The organism is Serratia sp. 1D1416 (genome assembly GCF_003641105.1).
In the GTDB taxonomy this organism is placed as follows: Bacteria; Pseudomonadota; Gammaproteobacteria; order Enterobacterales; family Enterobacteriaceae; genus Serratia; species Serratia ficaria.
In genome coordinates this window covers 1,634,364-1,655,679 of the sequence record NZ_CP032738.1, presented here as the reverse complement: position 1 = coordinate 1,655,679, position 21,316 = coordinate 1,634,364, and the positions used below count along the sequence as shown (strand labels likewise).

General features: G+C 61.3%; 13 protein-coding genes. 3 read left to right on the top strand and 10 right to left on the bottom strand.

Features of this window, described 5'->3' with window-relative positions; genetic code table 11:
• Positions 1-9: 9 nt before the first annotated feature.
• The 3 genes from wecA to trxA form a co-directional block, all read right to left on the bottom strand.
• Entirely contained in the window at positions 10-1,107 is a 1,098-nt protein-coding gene (gene wecA, locus D7I37_RS07850; RefSeq protein WP_095099948.1) for a UDP-N-acetylglucosamine--undecaprenyl-phosphate N-acetylglucosaminephosphotransferase, read from the bottom strand.
• A gap of 293 nt (positions 1,108-1,400) precedes the next feature.
• A complete protein-coding gene (gene rho, locus D7I37_RS07845; RefSeq protein WP_037422810.1) occupies positions 1,401-2,660 on the bottom strand; it encodes a transcription termination factor Rho in 1,260 nt (419 codons plus the stop codon).
• 398 nt (positions 2,661-3,058) lie between these two features.
• A complete protein-coding gene (gene trxA / locus D7I37_RS07840; RefSeq protein WP_061797947.1) occupies positions 3,059-3,385 on the bottom strand; it encodes a thioredoxin TrxA in 327 nt (108 codons plus the stop codon).
• 131 nt (positions 3,386-3,516) lie between these two features.
• Here trxA and rhlB point away from each other — a divergent pair, with 131 nt between their 5' ends.
• Both rhlB and ppx read left to right on the top strand, forming a co-directional pair.
• Entirely contained in the window at positions 3,517-4,803 is a 1,287-nt protein-coding gene (rhlB, locus tag D7I37_RS07835) for an ATP-dependent RNA helicase RhlB (protein ID WP_095094984.1), read from the top strand.
• Between the two features lie 128 nt (positions 4,804-4,931).
• Positions 4,932-6,428, top strand: coding sequence for an exopolyphosphatase (gene ppx, locus D7I37_RS07830; protein WP_095099945.1), 1,497 nt, complete (start codon positions 4,932-4,934; stop codon positions 6,426-6,428).
• Positions 6,429-6,459: 31 nt separating this feature from the next.
• On the opposite strand, the gene rep is transcribed toward ppx, so the two are convergent.
• Positions 6,460-8,484: a DNA helicase Rep gene (gene rep / locus D7I37_RS07825; RefSeq protein ID WP_061797944.1), complete on the bottom strand. Its 2,025-nt coding sequence runs from the start codon at positions 8,482-8,484 to the stop codon at positions 6,460-6,462.
• A gap of 108 nt (positions 8,485-8,592) precedes the next feature.
• Between rep and ppiC the strand changes: the two genes are divergently transcribed.
• Positions 8,593-8,874: a peptidylprolyl isomerase PpiC gene (gene ppiC, locus D7I37_RS07820; RefSeq protein ID WP_037401326.1), complete on the top strand. Its 282-nt coding sequence runs from the start codon at positions 8,593-8,595 to the stop codon at positions 8,872-8,874.
• Positions 8,875-8,896: 22 nt separating this feature from the next.
• On the opposite strand, the gene D7I37_RS07815 is transcribed toward ppiC, so the two are convergent.
• The 6 genes from D7I37_RS07815 to bcsB form a co-directional block, all read right to left on the bottom strand.
• Positions 8,897-10,372: a pitrilysin family protein gene (locus D7I37_RS07815; RefSeq protein ID WP_061797943.1), complete on the bottom strand. Its 1,476-nt coding sequence runs from the start codon at positions 10,370-10,372 to the stop codon at positions 8,897-8,899.
• A 259-nt stretch (positions 10,373-10,631) separates the two neighbouring features.
• A complete protein-coding gene (locus tag D7I37_RS07810) occupies positions 10,632-11,918 on the bottom strand; it encodes a dicarboxylate/amino acid:cation symporter (protein ID WP_061797942.1) in 1,287 nt (428 codons plus the stop codon).
• Between the two features lie 248 nt (positions 11,919-12,166).
• On the bottom strand, positions 12,167-14,173 hold the full coding sequence (gene hmsP, locus D7I37_RS07805) for a biofilm formation regulator HmsP (RefSeq protein WP_207205556.1): 2,007 nt from the start codon (positions 14,171-14,173) through the stop codon (positions 12,167-12,169).
• Positions 14,174-14,391: 218 nt separating this feature from the next.
• Entirely contained in the window at positions 14,392-17,865 is a 3,474-nt protein-coding gene (bcsC, locus tag D7I37_RS07800; RefSeq protein WP_129543521.1) for a cellulose synthase complex outer membrane protein BcsC, read from the bottom strand.
• On the bottom strand, positions 17,847-18,959 hold the full coding sequence (gene bcsZ / locus D7I37_RS07795) for a cellulose synthase complex periplasmic endoglucanase BcsZ (RefSeq protein ID WP_061797973.1): 1,113 nt from the start codon (positions 18,957-18,959) through the stop codon (positions 17,847-17,849). The genes bcsC and bcsZ overlap by 19 nt, the downstream gene beginning before the upstream one ends.
• A gap of 5 nt (positions 18,960-18,964) precedes the next feature.
• Entirely contained in the window at positions 18,965-21,253 is a 2,289-nt protein-coding gene (gene bcsB / locus D7I37_RS07790; RefSeq protein ID WP_061797936.1) for a cellulose biosynthesis cyclic di-GMP-binding regulatory protein BcsB, read from the bottom strand.
• Between the last annotated feature and the right edge of the window lie 63 nt (positions 21,254-21,316).

The following is a 21,316-nucleotide window of genomic DNA, read 5'->3' as shown; positions in this document are numbered from 1 at the left end:
AGCCTCTGGTTAAGATACTTGCTTATTGTCGGTCGAACGCCGCAGGCGGCGCTTGATACGCTTAATGTAACGGGCGACGCGCCAGGCGCGCTTGATGCAATAACCGTACAGGAAGAAAGCAAGCAAAAATAATGCCAACATCACCCATTCAGGAATAAAGGTCAGCCGCTCGCCAATGACGCCAATGGCCGCCAGCAGCGCCGCCGCCAGGGTAATCAGGACAAACGCCTGCCGCGGCGTAAAGCCGGCGCGCATGATCAGGTGGTGAATATGTTGACGATCGGGGGAGAAGGGGCTCATCCCCTTGCGTAAACGACGATACATGATAGCAATCATGTCCATCAGCGGAATGGCGATAATCCACAGGGCGGTCACCGGGTTGATCGAGTGAACCTTCCCCTGCGAGCTCTGCAACAGCAGCCAGATGGCGGTAAAGCCGATCAGCGTGCTGCCGGCGTCCCCCATAAAGACCTTATAGCGGCGGCCGAGGATACCGAGATTAAGCAGGATATAGGGAACGATGGTGGCGATCATCGCAAAGCACCAGAACGCCAGCTCGGAATGGCCGCTCAGATACAGCAGAATGCCCAACGCGCCGAAGGACACGCACGACAGACCGCCCAGCAGGCCGTCGATGCCGTCCACCATGTTGAAGGCGTTGATTGCCGCCCATACCGCAAACAGCGTCACCAGGTAGCCGAACGGCCCCAGCAGCATTTCCCAATCGCCCAGCACGTGGCCGAAGCTGCGCAGATAAAGCCCGGCGAACGCCATCATCGCAATGCCGACCAGCGCCTGTACCAGCGCGCGGATCTTGACGCTGATGTCGAAGCGGTCGTCCAGAGCGCCGACAAACACTAAAATCCCCGCGCAGGTGAGATAAAGTTTGCCGTGCGCGATGGTTTGTTCAGAGATCAGGAAAGCGAAGCACAGCCCGGCATAAACGGAAATACCGCCGACCAAGGGAATCAGCCCCTGGTGACGTTTGCGGTAATTAGGTTTATCAACCAGACCAATACGTTTTGCTGCTTTACGGGCAACAAAGAGAAAAGCCAAGGAAAACAGGAAAACAAATAGAATTTCAGTACTCATAGTGAGTAAGTTCACAGTTAACAGATCTCTGTAGAAGATAAGGCAGCTTAACATGGGCGACAGCTTGCGCCATGGGCCCCCGCTACCTTTCAGTCATTTCCTATGACAACAGTGATTCATTCTCATTTCCGTTGTTGCCGGCTAAATCGGCAGCGACAAGATGCGAACGGCAAAGGCCGACCGCAAACAAGATGAATTCCCAATAAGTCGCAGAAACAACTTACTTTTCCATTACTGCTACTTATCGTATCTGCCAGAAGCGAAAAACGCCACGGCTAGGCGTGGCGTTCTGCGAATTTTTTACTGAATTATGAGCGTTTCATCATATCGAAGAATTCATCGTTGGTTTTAGTCATCGCCAACTTATTAATGAGGAACTCCATCGCGTCGATCTCACCCATCGGATGAATGATTTTGCGCAGGATCCACATTTTTTGCAGTTCTTCAGAGGTGGTGAGCAACTCTTCTTTACGGGTACCGGAGCGATTGTAATCGATGGCAGGGAATACGCGCTTCTCGGCGATTTTACGCGCCAGGTGCAATTCCATGTTGCCGGTACCTTTAAATTCTTCGTAGATAACCTCGTCCATTTTCGACCCGGTATCCACCAGCGCGGTAGCGATGATGGTCAGGCTGCCGCCTTCTTCAACGTTACGCGCCGCGCCGAAGAAACGCTTCGGACGGTGCAGGGCGTTGGCGTCCACACCGCCGGTCAGCACCTTGCCCGAGGCCGGCACCACGGTGTTGTAGGCGCGCGCCAGACGGGTGATGGAGTCGAGCAGGATGATCACGTCTTTTTTGTGCTCAACCAGGCGCTTGGCCTTCTCGATGACCATTTCCGCTACCTGCACGTGACGGGAAGCCGGTTCGTCGAAGGTCGAGGCGATCACTTCGCCTTTCACCAGACGCTGCATTTCGGTAACTTCTTCCGGACGTTCGTCGATCAGCAGCACCATCAGCACGCAGTCTGGGTGGTTGTAGGCGATGCTCTGCGCGATGTTCTGCAGCAGCATGGTTTTACCGGCTTTCGGCGGCGCGACGATCAGGCCACGCTGGCCGCGACCGATCGGCGATGCCAGATCCAGCACGCGCGCCGTCAGGTCTTCGGTAGAGCCGTTGCCGCGCTCCATGCGCAGACGGGAATTGGCGTGCAGCGGGGTCAAGTTCTCGAACAGGATCTTGCTGCGGGCGTTTTCCGGTTTGTCATAGTTAACTTCGTTAACTTTCAACAGGGCAAAATAGCGCTCGCCTTCTTTTGGCGGTCGAATCTTACCGGAAATGGTGTCACCTGTACGGAGGTTGAAACGGCGGATTTGGCTAGGGGATACATAGATGTCGTCGGGGCCGGCGAGGTAGGAACTGTCTCCGGAACGGAGGAAACCAAATCCATCCTGCAATATCTCGAGCACGCCGTCGCCGAAGATGTCTTCTCCGCTTTTCGCATGCTGCTTCAGAATGGAGAAGATGATGTCCTGCTTGCGCATGCGGGCAAGGTTTTCCAGCCCCATATTTTCGCCGAGAGTAATCAGCTCAGAAACCGGCGTATTCTTTAATTCGGTAAGATTCATAGTGGTGGGTTCTTAAACTCGGGGTATGTCTCGAACTTGTATCGTGAATGGTATGGCAGCGTGATACGTGCCTGTTTACTGGACGTTCGATCACCGGGCGCTGAGCCGTCGCGGTAAGAAATGGCTTACATCGGGCGTGCGCATTGACGGTTTAAGATCGAAGGTACCTTAAAATTGATTTTGCAAAACCGTTTGATTGCTAAAACGCGGGTTGAGTTCAATTTACTTGCAACGCCAGCGGTTCAACACAGAGTAAAGCTTAGATTCAAACTCTTTAGATTTAAAACTTCGGGCAAGTTCTATATGCAGTGTGGTTAAACTTAACACGCTTCTTGGCAGGCGTCTAGCGGTGAATTAAACATCGCCGCCAGACGCCGCTGCTTGGGCTTCCCGCCCGATTACAGATTCGCGTTCAGGAAATCTTTGAGCTGACCTTTGGACAACGCGCCCACCTTGGTCGCGGCCACTTCACCGTTCTTGAACAGCAACAGCGTAGGGATACCGCGGATACCGTACTTGGGAGCGGTCGCCGGGTTTTGATCGATGTTCAGCTTGGTGATGGTCAGTTTGCCTGCGAATTCTTCGGCAATCTCGTCCAGAATCGGAGCAATCATCTTGCACGGTCCACACCATTCAGCCCAGAAATCGACCAGGATTGGCCCTTCAGCTTTCAGCACGTCGGTGTCGAAGCTGCCGTCAGTCAGGTGAATAATTTTATCGCTCATGTTCTACTCCACAGGATTATGTCTACCTTGTTGGTGTAGCATTAACCAACTCAAGGTGATTTTATTTCACCGCGTTTATTTCAACGGATGTGCTTTCGTAAAGCAATAGTTAGCTGATATTCTACCACACTATGAGCAAAACACACTTGACCGAACAGAAGTTTTCCGACTTCGCCCTGCACCCGTTAGTCCTTGAAGCCCTTGAGAAAAAAGGGTTTCACCATTGCACGCCTATCCAGGCGTTAGCATTGCCGCTCACGCTCTCCGGGCGTGACGTTGCAGGTCAGGCGCAAACCGGTACCGGAAAGACGCTGGCATTTTTGGCGTCTACTTTTCACTATTTGCTTAACCACCCGGCGAAACAGGATCGCCAGACCAACCAGCCGCGCGCCTTGATCATGGCGCCAACGCGTGAACTGGCGGTGCAGATCCACTCCGATGCGGAACCCCTGTCCCAGTCCACCGGCCTGAAGCTGGGCCTGGCTTACGGCGGCGACGGCTACGACAAGCAGCTGAAAGTGCTGGAAAGCGGCGTGGATATCCTGATCGGCACCACCGGTCGCTTAATCGACTACGCCAAGCAAAACTACATCGATCTGGGCGCCATCCAGGTCGTGGTGCTGGATGAAGCCGATCGCATGTACGATCTGGGCTTTATCAAAGACATCCGCTGGCTGTTCCGCCGCATGCCCGCGGTCGACCAACGCCTGAACATGCTGTTCTCTGCCACCCTGTCCTATCGCGTTCGCGAACTGGCCTTCGAGCAGATGAACAACGCCGAATATGTTGAAGTGGAACCGGAACAGAAAACCGGCCACCGCATTAAAGAAGAGCTGTTCTACCCGTCCAACGAAGAAAAAATGCGCCTGCTGCAGACGCTGATCGAAGAAGAATGGCCGGATCGCGCCATCGTCTTCGCCAACACCAAGCACCGCTGTGAAGACATTTGGGGCCACCTGGCCGCCGACGGTCACCGCGTCGGCCTGCTGACCGGCGACGTGGCGCAGAAAAAACGCCTGCGCATTCTCGACGACTTCACCAAGGGCAACCTCGACATTCTGGTCGCCACCGACGTCGCCGCGCGCGGCCTGCACATCCCGTTGGTCACCCACGTGTTCAACTACGATCTGCCTGACGACTGCGAAGACTACGTGCACCGCATCGGCCGTACCGGCCGCGCGGGTGAAAGCGGCCACTCCATCAGCCTGGCCTGCGAAGAGTACGCGCTCAACCTGCCGGCGATCGAGACCTACACCGGCCACAGCATTCCGGTGAGCAAGTACAACAGCGATGCATTGCTGACCGGCCTGCCTGCGCCGAAACGCCTGTCGCGTCCGCGCGGCGGCAACGGCCCACGCCGCAACTCCGCGCCACGCCGCGGCGGCGCGCCGCGCAGCAACCGTAAACGCTCGGGCTGATGCGCCAATGAAGTACCCGCCGCATCCCGGCGCCAAGCACGCAAGCCCTCCGTCACTTACCCCGGTAAGCGGCGGAGGGCGGCGAATGCGGCCAACCACGATGCGGCTTGAAAGGCAAAGGGGATAACATGCTCAGTTCCAGCACGCTCTATGCCGCCATCGATCTCGGCTCCAACAGCTTTCACATGCTGGTGGTGCGCGAGGTGGCCGGCAGCATTCAGACCCTGGCACGCATCAAGCGCAAAGTGCGCCTGGCCGCCGGGCTGGATCAGAACAATCACCTGTCGCATGACGCCATGCAGCGCGGCTGGCAGTGCCTTAAGCTGTTCTCCGAACGCCTGCAGGATATTCCCCGGGAACAAATCCGCGTAGTGGCCACCGCCACCCTGCGCCTGGCCTGCAATGCCGAGGCGTTCCTGCAGACCGCCGAGCAAATCCTCGGCTGCCCGATCCAGGTGATCAGCGGCGAGGAAGAGGCGCGCCTGATTTATCATGGCGTCGCGCACACCACCGGCGGGCCGGACCAACGTCTGGTGGTCGATATCGGCGGCGGCAGCACCGAGCTGGTCACCGGTACCGGCGCTCAGGCGGCCCAGCTGTACAGCCTGTCGATGGGCTGCGTCACCTGGCTGGAACGCTTCTTCAGCGATCGCAATCTCGGGCAGGAAAACTTCGAGCGCGCCGAACAGGCCGCACGCGACATGGTGCGGCCGATCGCGCCGCAGCTGCGCCAGCACGGCTGGCAAATCTGCGTCGGCGCTTCCGGCACCGTGCAGGCGCTGCAGGAAATCATGGTGGCGCAGGGCATGGATGAACGCATTACCCTGGCCAAGCTGCGTCAGCTGAAACAGCGCGCCATTCAGTGCGGCAAGCTGGAAGAATTGGAAATTGAGGGCCTGACGCTGGAGCGCGCGCTGGTATTCCCCAGCGGATTGTCCATTCTGCTGGCGATATTCCAGGAGCTGGGCATTGAAAGCATGATGCTGGCCGGCGGCGCGTTGCGCGAAGGGCTGGTGTACGGCATGCTGCATTTGCCGGTGGAGCAGGATATTCGCAATCGCACCATCCGCAACCTGCAGCGCCGCTACCTGCTCGATACCGAGCAGGCCGAACGCGTCGGCCAGCTGGCCGCCAATTTCTCGCAACAGGTCGCCGGCGAATGGCAGCTGGATACGCGATGTCGCGAACTGCTGCACAACGCCTGCCTGATCCACGAACTCGGCCTCAGCGTCGATTTCAAACAGGCGCCGCAACACGCCGCCTACCTGATCCGCCATCAGGATCTGCCCGGTTTCACCCCGGCGCAGAAAAAATTGCTGGCCACCCTGCTGCAAAACCAGAGCAACACCCTCGACCTGCCGCTGCTGAGCCAGCAAAACGCCCTGCCGCCGCGCATGGCGCAGCGTTTATGCCGCATCCTGCGTCTGGCCATCATCTTCGCCAGCCGCCGCCGCGACGACACGCTGCCGGCGGTGCGGCTGCGCGCGAACAAGGACGATGAACTGACGGTGATCCTGCCGCCGGGCTGGCTGGAGCAGCATCCGCTGCGCGCCGAGGCGCTGGAGCAGGAAAGCCATTGGCAAAGCTATGCCCACTGGCCGCTGCAGCTGGAAGAACAACGTTGATATGACAAGGGCGCAAACCGCGCCCTTTGTTTTACCCTTCGCCTTTGGCCTTGGCCAGCTGGGCGCGAATATTGGCCAGATGGCTCTGGCCCTTCTGCATCCGTTCCTGCGGGCTGACCACCTTGCGCTCGCTTTCCCAGGCCAGGTCGTCCTGCGGCAGCTCCAGCAGGAAACGGCTCGGCTCCGGCCGCACCAGTTCGCCATACTGGCGGCGTTCCCGGCACAGGGTGAAAATCAGCTCTTTCTGGGCGCGGGTGATCCCCACATAGGCCAGGCGCCGCTCTTCGTCGACGTTGTCCTCATCGATGCTGCTCTGATGCGGCAATAATCCTTCCTCCATCCCCACCAGGAACACATAGGGGAATTCCAGACCCTTGGAGGCGTGCAGCGTCATCAGCTGCACCTGGTCCAGCTCTTCTTCGCTTTCGCCTCGCTCCATCATATCGCGCAGGGTGAAGCGCGTGACCACCTGGGTCAGCGTCATCGGCTCATCCAGCTCGCTGCCCTCCAGCATCTCCGTCATCCAGCCAAACAGCGTGTTGACGTTTTTCATGCGCATTTCCGCGGCTTTCGGGCTGGGGGAGGTTTCAAACAGCCAGCTTTCGTAATCGACGCCGCGGATCAAATCGCGCACCGCCGCCACCGGCTCGCGTTCGGCCAGCTGCGCGATGCCGTCCAGCCAGTGGGTAAAGCGCTGCAGCGACTCCAGCCCGCGGCCGGTGAGGTGCTGGCCGAGGCCCAGATCGAAGCTGGCGCGGAACAGGCTCTTGTTGCGCTGATTGGCCCATTCGCCCAGTTTCTGCAGCGTCGCCGGCCCGATCTCGCGCTTGGGCGTATTGACGATGCGCAGGAAGGCGCTGTCGTCGTCCGCGTTGGTCAGCACCCGCAGATAGGCCAACAGATCCTTGATCTCCGGCCGTGAGAAAAACGAGGTGCCGCCGGAAATTTTGTACGGGATGCGGTTCTGCATCAGCATCTTTTCAAACAGCCGCGACTGGTGGTTGCCGCGGTAGAGGATCGCGTAATCGCTGTAATTAGTCTTCTTCACGAAGTGATGGGCGATCAGTTCGCCGACCACCCGTTCGGCCTCGTGGTCTTCGTTATTGGCGGTGACCACCTTCAGCTCTTCGCCGTAGCCGAGCTCGGAAAACAGCCGCTTTTCAAATACGTGCGGGTTATTGGCGATCAGGATATTGGCCGCTTTCAGGATGCGCTCGCTGGAGCGATAGTTCTGCTCCAGCTTGATCACCTGCAGCGCCGGGAAATCCTCTTTCAGCAGCACCAGGTTCTGCGGCCGCGCGCCGCGCCAGGAGTAGATAGACTGGTCATCGTCGCCCACCACGGTAAAGCGCGCGCGGTTGCCCACCAACAGCTTCACCAGCTCATACTGGCTGGTGTTGGTATCCTGATATTCGTCCACCAGCAGGTAACGAATGCGGTTTTGCCAGCGTTCGCGCACCTCTTCATTGCGCTGCAGCAGCAGGGTCGGCAGCAGGATTAAATCGTCGAAGTCCAGCACGTTGCAGGCCCGCATATGGGCGTGGTACAGGCCGTAGCAGTGGGCGAACAGCTTGTCGCGTTCGGAGCGCGCCAGCTCCATCGCCCGTTTGGGATCGACCAGGTCGTTTTTCCAGTTGGAAATGGTGGAAATAAGCTGCGCCACCAGCGTTTTGTCGCTTTCCAGCCATTTCTCGGTCAGCTCTTTCAGCAGCGCCAGCTGATCCTGATCGTCGAACAGCGAGAAGTTGGACTTCATCTCCAGCGCCGCATACTCCCGTTTGATGATCTCCAGCCCCAGGGTATGGAAGGTGGAAATCATCAGCCCGCGCGCCTCTTTGCGCCCCATGGTTTGCGCCACACGCTCTTTCATCTCGCGCGCGGCCTTGTTGGTAAAGGTCACGGCGGCGATGTGCCGCGCCTGATAACCGCAATGGTGGATCAGGTGGGCAATCTTGTTGGTGATGACGCGCGTCTTGCCGGAACCTGCACCGGCCAGCACCAGGCAGGGCCCGGTAACGAATTCGACGGCTTGTTGTTGGCTGGGGTTTAATCGCATGGCGCTTTATTGCTCGACTTTATAACGTGGATGGGGATTGTAGCAGAAAGCGCCGCCGAGATTTAACGGGTATAATCGGCGCAATTTCGCATTGATAAAGGCAATACCATGGCAAAGACGGCGTGCGCCCTGCACATACTGGTGGATAATGAAAAGCTGGCCAACGAACTGCTGGCCAAGCTAAAGCGCGGCGTCAGCTTCGATACGCTGGCGCGCAAATACTCGAGCTGCCCGTCGAAACGCAACGGCGGCTCATTGGGTGAATTCAACAAGGGCACCATGGTGGCCGCCTTCGACAAGGCGGTATTCAGCATTCCGCTGCTGAAACCCTACGGCCCGGTCAAAACCCAGTTCGGTTACCACATCATCAAGGTACTGTACCGCAATTGAGGGGGCCGCAGCCCCCTCAAGGCTACTGCGTGCCGGCGTCGGCCGGCCTGGCCTCTTCCGTCACCACGGCGGGCGCCGGCGACATGATGCCGTTGTAGGTTTCCTGCAGCTGCTTCATGCTCATTTCCGGCTCGCCCTTCGGCTGCATCAGCACCAGGGTCGCGTCCTGAGAAAGCTGCAGCTTCAGCTCCTGATTCAGCGATTCCAGCGTCAGGCCGGACAGGAACTCCTGGCGCAGCTTCTGGTACTGCTCGGGCGCGATATCCACCACCCCGCTCTGCTGGGAACGCAGGCGCTGGCTCATCAGCACGTCGGTATCGGTGCGCGCATAGGTGGCGAACAGCTTGCTCAGCTGATCGTTTTTCTGCGCCAGCAGGCCGTCGAACTCTTCCTGCGACAGCCCGTTGTCGCGGACGTTGACCAATTCGCGGGCGATAAAGCCCAGGCTGCCGTTCAGGTTGTTATTCGGCGTATCCAGGTGAATGGCGCACTGCGCGCGCTGATATTGCACCCGGCAGTCAAAGCCCAAATGCAGGTTCTTCTGATCGCTCTTTTCCAGGGTTTGCTGGAGGTGCCAGAACAGCGCTTCGCGCGCCAGATCGCTGCGCCAGTAACGGCTCAGGCTCTGCGAGTCGCGGATCGGGTGCCAGGGCGCATCCCACATGATCGACAGCGTGTCCTGCTTCACCTGCTCGCTGAGCAGGCTCACCGGCTGCGGCGGCAACGGCGTCAGCGTCGGCATGGTGGCCGGGGTCTCGCGCTTGCCTTTCAGCGGCGAGAAGGCTTTGCCGATCTGCTCACCGAGGCTGCGGCTGTCGACCTTGCCGACCACGTACAGCGTCATGGCGTCCGGGGTGTACCACTGCTGGTAGAATTTTTTCAGCTGATCGATATTGACCGGCCGTTTCACCGGCTGCGCGGGATCGTGCGCCAGCAAGGTCGAGCCCTTCAGGCGGTAGCGCCACCAGGCGTCTTGCGGGTTTGGCGGGAAGGTGCCGATCGGATCCACGCTGGAATTCATCACCGCATGCACCGTATGCTCGTCGATCGCCAGCCTGCCGGTGGTGTCGGACAGCCACGCCAGCGCTTCTTTCAGCAGATCGGGGCGGTTGTTCGGCAGGCTGAGGTTGTAGAGGGTGAAGTCGTAAGAGCTGATGGCCGGCGGCAGCGGCCGATCATTGTCCACGCTCTGCTGCCACAGCGAACGAAGCTGCGGCGCGGTAAAGCTTTCGCTGCGCGCCAGCGCCAGGCGCGGCAACAGATGGGCGAAGCCGATCTGTTGGGAAGACTCCACCAGGGAGCCGGTATTGACCATCAGCCGCAGTTCGACGCGATCGCTCGGCCGCTGGGGCGTATCCAGGATCTGCCATGCAAACCCGTTGTCCAGTTTGCCCTGCTGCCAGGCGGGATCGGGTTGTAGTGCTTCAGCCTGCACGCTGCCGTTGGCTGCAGCCAATAGCAGCCCACCAACTATAAGATGAATTCTGGTGCCCTGCATGTGAACCCCTACTTAATTACTATCCAATTTCTTTATGCAAATACGGATATTCCATTCAATGGAATCATAAAAATACGCCCTGAGTTTCACAGTGGGGCGGAAAGCAGAAAGTGTACCATCCTGTTAGACCGCGCGCCTTTGCGGATGTCACTCATCGGAGTGAAAAATAATGGATAGCAGGATTTTTAATGCAAGAATTCGTTACGCGGGGGAATAAAACGTCACCGGCCGCCGCAGCAGCCGGTGATTCAGGGGAGGATCAGGCGGAAGGCAGCGTTTTGTCGGCGCCGGCTTTTTTGTTGTTCAGCGTATCCTTCAGCTGCTTTTCATCCAGCTGGTTACACCACTTCGCCACCACCACGGTGGCCACGCCGTTGCCCACCAGGTTGGTCAGCGCGCGCGCCTCCGACATAAACCGATCGATGCCTAAAATCAGCGCCAGGCCCGCCAGCGGCAAATGCCCCACGGCGGAAATGGTGGCGGCCAGCACGATAAAGCCGCTGCCGGTCACCCCGGCCGCGCCTTTGGAAGACAGCAGCAGCACCACCAGCAGGGTAATCTGGTGCATGATGTCCATATGGGTGTTGGTGGCCTGGGCGATAAACACCGCCGCCATGGTCAGGTAAATCGATGTGCCGTCGAGGTTGAACGAATAGCCGGTCGGGATCACCAGCCCCACCACCGATTTCTTGCAGCCCAGCCTCTCCATCTTGTCCAGCATGCGCGGCAGCGCGGATTCGGAGGACGAGGTGCCGAGCACGATCAGCAGCTCTTCCTTGATGTAATTGACGAACTTGAAGATGCTGAAGCCGTTGGCGCGGGCTATCGACCCCAGCACCACCACCACGAACAGGATGCAGGTGATGTAGAAGCACAGGATCAGCTGGCCGAGCTGCACCAGGGTGCCGACGCCGTATTTGCCGATGGTGAACGCCATGGCGCCGAAGGCGCCCAGCGGCGCCAGGCGCATGATCATGTTGATGATGCCGAAAATCACCCGCGAGAAGCTGTCGATCACGTTGAAGATCAGCTGCCCTTTCTCCCCCAGGCGATGCAGGGCGAAACCGAACAGCACCGCAAACAGCAGCACCTGCAGAATGTTGCCGCTGGCGAACGCGCCGATCACGCTGCCGGGGATGATGTCCAGCAGGAACGGAATGATGCCCTGCTGCTGCGCCTGCTCGGCATAAACCGCCACCGCCTTGGCGTCCAGCGTGCCGGGATCGACGTTCATGCCGGCCCCCGGCTGCACCAGGTTGACGATCACCAGGCCGATGATCAGCGCAATGGTGCTGACGATTTCAAAATACAGCAGCGCGATGGCGCCGGTGCGCCCCACCGCTTTCATGCTTTCCATGCCGGCGATGCCGGTCACCACGGTGCAGAAGATCACCGGGGCGATAATCATCTTGATCAGTTTGACGAAGCCATCGCCCAGCGGTTTCATCTGGGCGCCGATGTCAGGGTAGAAGTGACCAAGCAGGATACCCAGCGTAATCGCCGTCAGTACCTGAAAATAGAGGCTTTTAAAGATAGTTATTTTCATATGGACATCCTATGGGGGAGACACGCACCAGGCGGCACCGCCTGTTCATCGCTTGCGCGGAAAATAACACCCACATAACAACATGGAAATAATTTGTTGCACCCCGACAGCGGGGTTGATGTGATTTTAAGAGCTGAAACGCGTCAGTCGGGATGCAAGGCTGAGAATTTCGTAAGCCTTTGTTTGCACTAACGCCAAAGAGGTAGGGGATGCGCGCGATTTTTTGAACGCGGCCGCAGCGCGGCCACTCAATCCGCAGCGCGGCAGAACTGGGCTTCAAACGCCTCGCGCGGCAGCGGGCGCGCAAACAGGAACCCCTGGCCGCTGCGGATGCCATGTTCCAGCAGCCAGTCGCGCTGCGCGGCATTTTCGACGCCCTCGGCCATGACCGGCAGGTTGAGCACTTCGGAGATGGCGCTGACGATGCGCGCCATGGCGTCATCGTTCGGCAATCCCTGAATAAAGCTTTTATCGATTTTAATCAGATCGATCGGCAAGGATTTCAGCCGGTTCAGGTATTCCAGGCTGGAATAGCCCATGCCGAAATCATCCAGGGCGATCGACAGCCCCAGGCCGTGCAGTTCGCGCAGCAAGGTCAGCGCCCGATCGAGATCGTCGATGCGTACCGTTTCGGTAATCTCCAGCAGCAGCTTGCGCGGATCGATCCGATACTGCGCCAGGATGCTCTTCAGGTGCGGCACAAAGCCCTCGTGCTGCATCTGGATGCCGGAGATATTGACCGCCAACGGCAGCTGGATGCCCTGCCGCTGCCAGTCCGCCAGAATGCGGCAGGATTCCTCAAGCACCCAGTTGCCGAGCGGCACTATCACCCCCAGCTCTTCCGCCAGGGGGATAACGTCTGCCGGCAGGGTGAAGCTGCCGTCATACTGCTGCCAGCGCAGCAGCGCCTCGGCGCCGATCACCGCGCCGGACGCCATGTCCAGCTGCGGCTGCAGGAACAGCGTGAAGTGACGCTGCTCGATGGCGTGCAGGATCTCGCTTTCCTGCGTCAGCCGCTTCTGGGTTCTTTCCGTCAGGCTGGGTTCAAAAAACCGGATCTGATTCTTGCCTTCGCGATGCGCGGACATCATCGCCGAGGTGGCGCTGCGCAGCAGCTGCTCGGCGCTCTGTTCCTGATGCAGATAGTGGGCGATGCCGACGCTGGCGTTCGGCCGCAGCGCCAACCCTTCCAGGCTCAACGGCGCGTTGATCTCCGCCATGATGCGCCGCGCCAGCTGCATGGCGTGGAAGGGACGCTCGACCCCTTTGGCCAGAATGGCGAACTCGGTGTTGCTCAGCTGCGCCAGCACGCCGTTTTCATCGACGCAGCCGCGCAATTTTTTCGCCAGCGCCAGCAGCAAGGTTTCGCGCATCGCCGGGCTGAGCACGCCGGAGGCCTCATGCAGCGTCTCGATGCCCACCACCAGCAGGTTGAAGCGCTCCGGCCGCAGGCTGGAGGCGATATGCTGCTCCAGCAGGGCGGTGAACAGCGCCTGGTTCGGCAGGTCGGTCACCGGGTGGCGGGTGCTGAGGCGGCTCATGTCGGCATGGGCCTTGGCCAGCGTCTGCTGATTGCGGTTGTAGTTGCGCACCAGCAGGCCGAGCTCGTCGTCCTGATGCAGCGCCGGCAGCCTCAGCTGATGATAGGGCGCCTCCTCCTGCGAAATGTCTTCCAGCTCTTTGGCTATCGCGCGCAGCGGATGCACCATCAGCCGGTTCATGCACCAGGTGATGGATATCGACAGGATCAGCGCCAGCAGCAGGTAGGTCGAGAGCATGGTCGACAGCATGCTGAGGATAAACTGGTACATGCGGAACGAATCGGCCTGCAGCACCAGATAAGCCAGCGGCTGCGGATTGGCCGGCACCCGTTCCAGCGAATAGAGCGGGACGGAAATCTGGATCGGCAGCTCGAACAGCCGGGCGATCGGCGTCGGCACCGGGCGTTCCGGCGGGAAATTGGCGTGCAGCGCCTGAAACTCGTTGGGCAGCACGATATCCGCGCGGGTGAGGATCCCCACCGGCAGCAGTTGATTCAGCACCCTTTTGGTTTCCGGCACGTCCATGCGCAATACGGCTTCCGCCAGCGGCTGCCGCACCGAATGAGCGATATTTTCCAGTTGCTGGGCGTAGTCATCCCTGCGCTGCTGCACAAAATGGAATAACTGAATCACGATAAATATGCAGATAGTCACCAGCGCCACGCCGGACACCGTCGCCATCTGTTTAATCGTTAATGAACGCCTGACCCGCAAACCTGCTCTCCGTGAAATCGGGCTGAAATAAAAAAGGGGGCTGAATAATACCCTCCCCCTCGGACCGGTCTGAGTATACTCGATCGTCTGGTGTTTTTATCTTGCCATACCGCTGGCAGAACCAAGAAAACCGCGGGTTTCAGTCTTTTCCTAATGGGAATAAACACAGGGTAGCAAAACTACCCTGTGTCCGACACTCCGAATCTTGCCGATTACGGTTACTTGAAGTCTGCGTAAGGGGTCAGCGGCTGCGGCGGCAGATCGAGATCCCCCTGCCAGCCGGCCAGAGAATAACGCAGATAAATCAACGCGTGGCTCGGCGTATAGTCTTTCGCCTGCTGGATGTCGATGCCGGCGCCGAGCGTCCAGTGCGCCCCGAGACGCCGCTCGACGATCGCCCGCAGGGTGTAACCGACGCCGGTGGAGGAACCGCCGTCCTCGACCGCAAACTTGTCGGGCAGCGAATCGGGGATCAGCCCCTGCAGCGGGTAGCGGCGCTGGCTGTCGGTTTTCGAATGGGAAAGCGAAACCGAACCGCCCAGCTCCCACGACCAGTTCTCGGTGCGCTGGCGATAGTTGACCGGCAGCGACAGCGACAGGTATTGCTGCGGGCTGTAATAACCGCCCTGGCCCAGGGAATAGCCGCTCAAATCCTTCTGATAGTGCCACAACATGCTATTCAGACCGACGGTCACGCGGCGGTTGTCTTCGTTGATCAGCTTGTAGTAATACCCGGCCATCAAGCGTTCGCGCTGGTTATCCGCCACGTTTTTACCGGTGATCCGGTGCGCGCTGAGGTCGGCCCAGACGCCGTGCGCCTCACCGCGATCGTAGCTGCCGCTCAGGCTGACGCCGGTGGCGCGCACCCCGCCCCAGGTGGTGCCGGTATTCGGGTCTTTCGCGCCGCCGAACGCCAGCAGCGAGCTGGAGATCGGCCGCCGCGAAGCCGCCAGCGTCCAGCCGATATGGCGCCAGTCGCCGCTGTAAGCCAGGCCGCCGGTCCAGTCGACCACCTCGAACCCCATCGGCGTGGTGCCGATATCCCCGGCCCAGCGATCGTTTTTCCAGCCCGCCGCCACGCTGGTGCCGGTGGTTTTCTGCTGCTCATCGCCGCTGCAGCCCCGGGTGTCGCAGGTGCCGAAGGTTTCGTAGTATCTGCCGCTGCCGTCGTCGGAAAAACTGCCGGCGTCCAGCCGCACGGTGTCGGTGCGGAAAAACGCCCGTCCGTCGTACAGCGGCATATCCACCTGCAGCATGGTGTCGTGCGCATGGTAATCGGAGATGCCGCCGCTGCCGCTGGAGCGCCAATAGTCGTGATCGAGCGTGACGTTTACGTCCTGCTGGCGATACAAATCCGCCGCATCCGATCGAATGCCCCGCTTCAGCCAGTCATCGCCCGGGTGGTTGCGCGTCAGGTAGGTATAGCCGTCATTATCCTGCGGCAGGCTCGGCGTAATGCCGCTGGCCACCATCGCCTGGCGGTAATCCTGCTGCGCCGGCGCCGGTTGCCGCCGGTCGCGTTCCAGCCGGGCGGCGTCGCGATACACCAGCGCCTTCGCCTGGCCGGCGGGTTCCCGTGCCGCCGCGGTTTTCAAACGCTGGAAGATGGCGCTCGCCCGCTGCGGCTCGCCGACGGCGCTCCAGGCGTTGGCGACCCGCCGTTCCGTGTTGATCGTCCGCGCCTGTTGCGGCGGCTCGGTTTGCAGCCGCCGGCGCGCCTCGCTCAGGCGCCCCTGCGCCACATAAGCTTCAACTTCGCCCAGGCGCGCGTCGGGGTTGTTCGGTTCGCGCTGCCGCACCCGCTGGTAGTCGGCCAGCGCCGCCGCATATTCTCCGCGCGCCAGCGCCCAGTCGGCCAGCAGCAGATCGATGCGGGTATCCGCCGGCTGCCGCCGCAGATAGGCCACCGCCGCCGGCTCATCGCCCGCGGCGCGCAGCCGTTCGGCGTGCTCGAGCGTCGCCTGCATTTTCAGCCGCTGCGCCAGCTCGCGCATATTGTCGTTCCACTGCGCGGCGGGCAGCGTATGCAACTGCGCCAGCGCCTGCGGGTCGCGGTCGCTGCCGGAGAGATAGAGCGCGTAGGCATAGGCCTGCTGGGGATTGGCGCGCTGCCGCTGCGCCAGCCGGCGGAACAGCGCGTCCGCCTGCTGCGGCTGCCCGGCCTGGCGCAAAGTCTGGGCGTAACGGTAGGTCAGCCAGACATCGTCGGGATCCCTCTGCTGGGCGCGGCGGTACTTTTCCGCCGCCTGGTGCCACTGCCGTTGTTCCGCCAACGCCTCCGCCTGTCGCTTGAGCATATCGAGCTGCAGGCCGTCGAGGGTGCTGCGCAGCTTGTTTTGCTGACTGCGCGGCAGGCCGTTGAGATAGGCCAGCGCCTTCTCCGGCGACTGACGCTGATAAATATTCACCAGCCCGCGCAGCGCGCTGCCGTTGCCGGGATCGCGCCGCAGCGCCTGCCGATAGAAACCTTCCGCCGCCGCGTCGTCGTTGCTCGCCACCGCCACGTCGCCCAGGCCAATCAAGGCGTCGCCGTCGGTGCCGTCAATCTGCCGCGCCTGCTGGTACTTCTGGCGCGCCAGCGCCAGATTGCCGGCCTGCAGCGCCTTGTCGCCTTCGTCGATCGCCAGCCAGTAGCCGGTGCTCTTGATCAGGCTGCGCCATTTGCCGCTGCTGTAACCGTCCTTGTCGGCCTCCAGCGCCTGACGATACAGCTTCAGCGCCTGCGGGCGATTGCCGGCCCGCGAATAGGCCTGCCCCAGCGCCCCCAGCACTTCGCCGTCGTTCGGCGCGGCCGCCAGCGCTTTTTTCAGCGCCGGGATCGCCGCCCGGCTGCCGCCCTTGTCCACCTGCGCCAGCCCGCGCACCCGCGCCTGATAGGCCGGATCGGCCAACAGCTTCTGCTGCCGGGCCAGCTCTTCGCGGGCGTCGGTCGCCCGATCGCCGGTATCGAACACGCCGAGAAAACGGTTCAGCGCCGCCACGCTTTGCGGGCTGACCGGCATCGCCTTGACCTTATCCAGCCACAGGTCGGCGGCGTCGCCGCGTCCGGCCGGATCGGCGGCGATTTTTTGCAGCAGGTCATAGGCCTGCGCATCGCGATCCTGGCTGAACAACATGCGCGCCAGCGACATGCGCAGCGCCACGTTGCCGGAATACTGTTGGTCCAGCGCCTGCAGCTGTTTCAGCGCCTTCGCCTCCTGCCCCGGCAGACGCGCCACCAGCCGCCAGTACTCCACCGCCAGGTCGAGCGTCGGCGGCTCGCCGCGGAACAGCGCATCGTACTGCGCCTTCGCCTCCGGCAAGCGCCCGGCGGTGGCCATCAGCCGCGCCTGCTGCAGTTTCTGGCGGGTCTCCGGCTGGGTCAGCAGCATGTTCATTTCCGCCTGACGGTAGGCGCCGGACTGCGGCGCGAGGCGCTTAAGCTTGTCCAGCTGCTGCTGCGCCAGCGCCTGATTGCCCTGGCGCAACGCCAGCCGCATGCGCGCGGCGATCACCTCGGGGTTGTTCGGATCCATCATTTCGAGCCGGTACAGCGACTGGCGCACCAGCTCTTCCTTATTGCCAGCCTCGCCAATGCGCACCTGCTCCAGCAGCCACTGCTCCGGCGCTACGGCCTCCGCGGCGCGCGCCTGCGGCAGCATCGCCAGACTCAATGGGATCAAACCCAGCCAGGTTATTTTGAAGTTGCGCATTGGCCGTCCCAGGAGGGTTGAAGTTCACCCTGACGATTAAAACGATAACGTTGTTGATCCCATCCCTGACCGAACAGCGTCAGCGAGGCGCTGAAATAGGCGTCGTCGCCCGGCGGGCGATCGCTGATGCGTTGGCGCTGCGCCGCCAGCGCCTCGGGCTGCGCGGCCAGCATCGGCAGCATCGAGGCGGCGAAGCCCACCGGGCCATCGCCGGTGGTTTTGCCGCTGGCGGTATCGGTTTTTTCCGGCGGAACGCCCCGCTGCGCGGTCAGCTGCGCCATCGGTTGGAACCGTTTGAGCAGCGCCGCCTTGTGGTCATCGTCGTCCGCCAGCATGCCGGCCCACAGATAAACCCGAATGGCGTCATAGCTGCCGACGTTGGGTTTGACGGTATCCGGCTGCCAGCCTTTGCCGACCTGCCATACCGCCCAGTCCGGCGAGAAGCCGTGCGGCGCGGTTTCCAGCCACAGCCGCTGATTGGTCTGGCGCATCGCCCGCCACGGGCCGTTCAGCGCGGCGAAGCGCGCCAGCAGCTGCGGCGGCAGGTAGCTTGGGTTCAACCGCCAGCGATCTTCCGCCGCAAACCCCACCTTGCCCGGCAGCAGCATCAGCCCCAGCCCCGGAATATCGGCCACTTCCTCGCGGCCGATGCGCTGCAGCAGCAGGGTGCCCAGCGTTTGGTAACGCCGGCTCTGCCACAGGCGGCCGGCCTCGAGCAGGTTATAGGCGATCCACAGATCGGCGTCCGACGCCGAGTTGGCGTCCAGCACCTTCCACTGCTTGTCGTCGGCCTCGCCCCATAGCCAGGCGGGCAAACGGGCGCTGAGATCGCCCGCCGCCAGGTTGTTCTCCGTCCAGCTCAACAGCCGATCGAAGGTCGGCCGATCGTTGGCCACCAGCGCGAAAAACAGGCCGTAGCTCTGGCCTTCCGAGGTGGTGATTTTATTGGGGCTGCTCGGATCGATCACCCGCCCCTGTTCGCTGATATAAAACTGCTTGTACTCTTGCCAGCCCGGCCACTCGCAGGCCGCCGCCGCGCCGAAGGCGCACAGCAGCAGCATGCTCAGCGACAGGCGTTGCAGCATCGCGCTCACCGCCGTCAATCCCGGTCTTCAGGCGCCAGACGACGACGGCTGAAGGCTTTCAGACCGCGCCACAGCATCAGCGCCAGGATCACCACCAGGATCGCCGCGATCGCCGCCAGCAGCACCGGATGAGTGGACAGCGCATGCCAGATGCGTTCCCACCACGGCAAATGGCCGACGTAGTAAATATCGCCGACCCGCAGGCTGTTGACCCCCGATTCGCGGATCACCGCCACCGAGCCGAACACCGCGGCGCGCTTGCCGCTGTCCAGCAGGGCATTGTTCAGCAATTCATAACCGCGTGGGCTGTCGGCCAGCAGCGCCACTATGCTGCGCTGATCGTTAAACGGCGACTGCACGCCGATGATCGCCGACATCGCGCCTTCGGAGCTGACGGTGGTTTTGCTGTCCGGCCGGGCGTCATCCGCCAGCACCTCCATGCTCGGCAACGCCGGTTGGCGGGTGGGTTGTTTCACCCAGCTCTGGGTAGCGTCCACCAACAGGCTGATTTTCTTGTCGTCACGCAGCTCCGGCGGGATGGTGCCGACCATCAGAATATCGGCGTCGCGCTCCCGGGCCTGCGACCAGTCGTCGCTCAGCGTCATCGCCAGCGCCGGGTAACCGGTCTGGGCGCCGATCACCCCCAGCGCATTCAGCAACGCGCTAACCTGCGCCGGCTGCGGCTTCTGATTCACCAGCACCAGCGTTTGCGACAGGTCCGCCAGGCGGCTGAACGGGAAGCCGGCGTTGGCGAAGGCGCGCAGATCCGGCATCGCCATGAAGTGACGGTAACCGGAGAAATCGATGGTCGACGCGCCGTCGATCACCGCATGGTTCTGGGTGAAGGAATAGGTTTCACAGCGCCCCTCGGCGCCGCTGGCCAGCAGCGTGGTGTAATCGAAGTCGAAACGCAGCTGGTTGGTGGCCCCCAGCCGCAACGCCGGGATATTGACGTTCTTGTCGGAGTCGAGCAGCCCCTGGGTCAGCGGCAAGCGCAGCAGTTGCGCACCCTGTTCGTGTTCCGGCACCAGCGAGTAGGCCTGCACGAACTGGTTGTTCAGGCTCACGCTCAGACGCGAACCGTCCTGAATGCGCGGCGCGGTGTAGCGGTATTTCAGGTGCATGTCGATGCCGGCGCTGCGGATCAGGAACAGGTCCGGCGGCAGGTTCATGGTCAACGAGATCGGGCCTGGCTCAATGCCGCTGGTCTGCAGCTGTTCGGCATATTGCTGCAGCTCGGCGAAGGTCATCGGCCGATCGGTGCGCACCCAGTTCGGCGCGTCATACGGTTGGCGCGGCGCCAGCTGCTCCACCTTGTCCACCGTGACATTCTGGCCGCGGAACAGGATGTTGCCCTGCGCGATGCCTTTCACCGCGGTGACCAAATCGTCGTCATCGCGGCCCTGCACCAGCAGCAGCTTGATGTACGGGTTATCCGGGTGGCTGATCATCTCCACCGTCGGCCCGTCGACCGGCGGGTAGTCGCGCAGGAAATCCGGGCGCTGCCGATTGGTGGCGAATACGATGGCGTGCTGCTCGGGCAGCTTGTTGTACAGCGTCGGGAATGACTGGCCGCGCCACTGCGCCTTGCTGCCGAACCAGGAAGCCAGCATGCCCGCCGCGCGCTGCTGGGTGAGATCCGGCTGGCCGGCGAACACCATCGGCAGCGTCAACGGCCGGTTGTCGCGGCTGTCGAAAAACGGCTCGGGGAAGTGCGAAAGTTCATTCTTCACCGGCAGCGTCTGGAAGCGCAGCTTCAATGCGCTGGACTTGCTGACGTCCAGCCACAGCACGGTGCTGGCCGGGTTTTCGCAGATATTTTGATAGTGGCCGACGAACACCAGCCGCACGCGGTTAAAATCGGTGATGTAGCGCGGATCGATCGGCATCTGGATGCGATTGGGTTTACCCAACTGCTCTTTGGCGAGGGTGGTCACCCCCATCAGCTCATCGTTCAGGTACACCTTGACGTGGGATTCGACCGGGATCAGCGCCGGCGACGGCGTAAACTCCAGATCGAGCAGCGCCTGCGACACCACCTCGTCGCTGCGCACGCCGAATTCTATCTGCCCGTCCGGCCGGGTGCCGCGCAGGGTAAAGGTGCCCGGCGGCGGCGCAATCTGCGCAAACGGCAGCTGCACGTCGCGCACCGGCGCGTTCGGATCCTGCGGCGCGCTGATGCCCAGCGGCGCGGTGACCGCCGCATCGGCGGGTGCGGCGACCGGCGCGGCGGCGGTTTCGGCCTGCGACAAGGTACTGATGCCTAAGGCCAGAGCGGTAAACCAGGTTATTTTTCTCGTCATCGTATCATCATCAATGTTGGAGCCTGTTCACCGGGCAAGTGAGCGGGCGGTTTGAACTCGCAG

What these genes read in the sequence shown, in the direction of transcription:
- rhlB (WP_095094984.1), top strand. Translation starts at nt 3,517, where the DNA reads ATGAGCAAAACACACTTGACCGAACAGAAGTTTTCCGACTTCGCCCTG.
- D7I37_RS07810 (WP_061797942.1), bottom strand. Translation starts at nt 11,918, where the DNA reads ATGAAAATAACTATCTTTAAAAGCCTCTATTTTCAGGTACTGACGGCG.
- D7I37_RS07815 (WP_061797943.1), bottom strand. Translation starts at nt 10,372, where the DNA reads ATGCAGGGCACCAGAATTCATCTTATAGTTGGTGGGCTGCTATTGGCT.
- bcsC (WP_129543521.1), bottom strand. Translation starts at nt 17,865, where the DNA reads ATGCGCAACTTCAAAATAACCTGGCTGGGTTTGATCCCATTGAGTCTG.
- rho (WP_037422810.1), bottom strand. Translation starts at nt 2,660, where the DNA reads ATGAATCTTACCGAATTAAAGAATACGCCGGTTTCTGAGCTGATTACT.
- ppiC (WP_037401326.1), top strand. Translation starts at nt 8,593, where the DNA reads ATGGCAAAGACGGCGTGCGCCCTGCACATACTGGTGGATAATGAAAAG.
- bcsB (WP_061797936.1), bottom strand. Translation starts at nt 21,253, where the DNA reads ATGACGAGAAAAATAACCTGGTTTACCGCTCTGGCCTTAGGCATCAGT.
- ppx (WP_095099945.1), top strand. Translation starts at nt 4,932, where the DNA reads ATGCTCAGTTCCAGCACGCTCTATGCCGCCATCGATCTCGGCTCCAAC.
- rep (WP_061797944.1), bottom strand. Translation starts at nt 8,484, where the DNA reads ATGCGATTAAACCCCAGCCAACAACAAGCCGTCGAATTCGTTACCGGG.
- trxA (WP_061797947.1), bottom strand. Translation starts at nt 3,385, where the DNA reads ATGAGCGATAAAATTATTCACCTGACTGACGGCAGCTTCGACACCGAC.